General features: G+C 53.3%; 1 rRNA gene. It reads right to left on the bottom strand.

Annotated elements, in window-relative coordinates:
- A 23S ribosomal RNA gene (locus J2Z37_RS25165) occupies positions 1–2901 on the bottom strand; the annotation flags it as partial.
- Positions 2902–2935: the final 34 nt, after the last annotated feature.

Genomic DNA, 2935 nt, shown 5'->3' with positions numbered 1-2935 from the left:
CTCCATGCTTTGCAGCACTTCCACACCGGACCTATCAACCTCATCATCTTTAAGGGGTCTTACTGGATTAACTCCATGGGAAATCTCATCTTGAGGGGGGCTTCACGCTTAGATGCTTTCAGCGTTTATCCCTGCCGCACATAGCTACCCAGCTGTGCTCCTGGCGGAACAACTGGTGCACCAGCGGTGCGTCCATCCCGGTCCTCTCGTACTAAGGACAGCTCCTCTCAAATTTCCTGCGCCCGTGACAGATAGGGACCGAACTGTCTCACGACGTTCTGAACCCAGCTCGCGTACCGCTTTAATGGGCGAACAGCCCAACCCTTGGGACCAACTTCAGCCCCAGGATGCGATGAGCCGACATCGAGGTGCCAAACCTCCCCGTCGATGTGGACTCTTGGGGGAGATAAGCCTGTTATCCCCAGGGTAGCTTTTATCCGTTGAGCGATGGCCCTTCCATGCGGAACCACCGGATCACTAAGCCCGACTTTCGTCCCTGCTCGACTTGTAGGTCTCGCAGTCAAGCTCCCTTCTGCCTTTGCACTCTTCGCGCGATTTCCAACCGCGCTGAGGGAACCTTTGGGCGCCTCCGTTACTCTTTAGGAGGCGACCGCCCCAGTCAAACTACCCACCTGACACTGTCCCCCACCCCGATCAGGGGCGTAGGTTAGAACTCCGATATGTTCAGGGTGGTATCCCACCATTGCCTCCACCGAATCTGGCGACCCGGCTTCTCTGGCTCCCACCTATCCTGTACAAAACATACCAAAATCCAATATCAAGCTGTAGTAAAGCTCCATGGGGTCTTTCCGTCTTGTCACGGGTAACCTGCATCTTCACAGGTATTACGATTTCACCGGGTCTCTTGCCGAGACAGCGCCCAAGTCGTTACGCCTTTCGTGCGGGTCGGAACTTACCCGACAAGGAATTTCGCTACCTTAGGACCGTTATAGTTACGGCCGCCGTTTACTGGGGCTTCAATTCAAAGCTTCGCTTGCGCTAACCTCTCCTCTTAACCTTCCAGCACCGGGCAGGCGTCAGCCCCTATACTTCGCCTTGCGGCTTCGCAGAGACCTGTGTTTTTGCTAAACAGTCGCTTGGGCCTTTTCACTGCGGCCCCCTCGTGCTATTCACACTACCGGGGCACCCCTTCTCCCGAAGTTACGGGGTCATTTTGCCGAGTTCCTTAGCAAGAGTTTTCCCGCGCGCCTTAGGATTCTCTCCTCACCTACCTGTGTCGGTTTGCGGTACGGGCACCTATTTCCTCGCTAGAAGCTTTTCTTGGCAGTGTAGGATCAGGAACTTCGGTACTTAAATTTCCCTCGCCATCACACTTCAGCCTTACAATGAGCGGATTTGCCTACTCATCAGCCTACGTGCTTGGACAGGCTCTTCCAGTCGCCTGCTTACCCTACCTTACTGCGTCCCTCCATTGCTCAAACGGAAATGAGGTGGTACAGGAATTTCAACCTGTTGTCCATCGTCTACGCCTTTCGGCCTCGACTTAGGTCCCGACTAACCCTGAGCGGACGAGCCTTCCTCAGGAAACCTTAGGTTTTCGGCGGATCAGATTCTCACTGATCTTTTCGCTACTTACACCGGCATTCTCACTTCCAAGCGCTCCACATGTCCTTCCGGTCATGCTTCAATGCCCTTGGAACGCTCTCCTACCACTGTCCATAAGGACAATCCATAGCTTCGGTGGTATGTTTAGCCCCGTTACATTTTCCGCGCAGAGTCACTCGACCAGTGAGCTATTACGCACTCTTTAAATGGTGGCTGCTTCTAAGCCAACATCCTGGTTGTCTGGGCAACTCCACATCGTTTCCCACTTAACATACACTTGGGGACCTTAGCTGATGGTCTGGGCTGTTTCCCTTTTGACTACGGATCTTAGCACTCGCAGTCTGACTCCCGAGGGTAAGTCTTTGGCATTCGGAGTTTGACTGAGTTCGGTAATCCGGTGAGGACCCCTAGCCCAATCAGTGCTCTACCTCCAAGACTCCTACCTCGAGGCTAGCCCTAAAGCTATTTCGGAGAGAACCAGCTATTTCCGAGTTCGATTGGAATTTCTCCGCTACCCACACCTCATCCCCGCACTTTTCAACGTGCGTGGGTTCGGGCCTCCAGTGCGTGTTACCGCACCTTCACCCTGGACATGGGTAGATCACACGGTTTCGGGTCTACGCCTACGTACTCATTCGCCCTATTCAGACTCGCTTTCGCTGCGGCTCCGTCTCTTCAACTTAACCTTGCACGTAAACGTAACTCGCCGGTTCATTCTACAAAAGGCACGCCGTCACCCATTAATCGGGCTCCGACTGTTTGTAGGCACACGGTTTCAGGTTCTATTTCACTCCCCTCCCGGGGTGCTTTTCACCTTTCCCTCACGGTACTGGTTCACTATCGGTCACTAGGGAGTATTTAGCCTTGGGAGATGGTCCTCCCTGCTTCAGACGGGGTTTCACGTGTCCCGCCCTACTCAGGATTCGTTTCGGAGAGACGAGAATTTTGACTACAGGATTGTTACCTTCTCTGATGGATCTTTCCAGATCGCTTCGTCTATTCTCGTCCTTTGTAACTCCATGTGAAACGTCCTACAACCCCGGAAAGCAAGCTTTCCGGTTTGGGCTGTTCCCCGTTCGCTCGCCGCTACTTAGGGAATCACTCATTGTTTTCTTCTCCTCAGGGTACTTAGATGTTTCAGTTCCCCTGGTATACCTCCATCCACCCTATGAATTCAGGTAGTGGTACTGCCCCATTACGGACAGTGGGTTCCCCCATTCGGAAATCCTCGGATCAAAGCTTGCTTACAGCTCCCCGAGGCGTATCGCCGTTTACCGCGTCCTTCTTCGGCTCCTAGTGCCAAGGCATCCACCGTGCGCCCTTTGTAGCTTAACCTACTAGGTTTTTTTGTTAGGATTTGTTTCCTAAT

The organism is Ammoniphilus resinae (assembly GCF_017873965.1).
GTDB classification, from domain to species: Bacteria; Bacillota; Bacilli; order Aneurinibacillales; family RAOX-1; genus Ammoniphilus_A; species Ammoniphilus_A resinae.
Note: the sequence above shows the minus strand (reverse complement) of the source record. Positions and strands in the feature narration are given on the sequence as shown.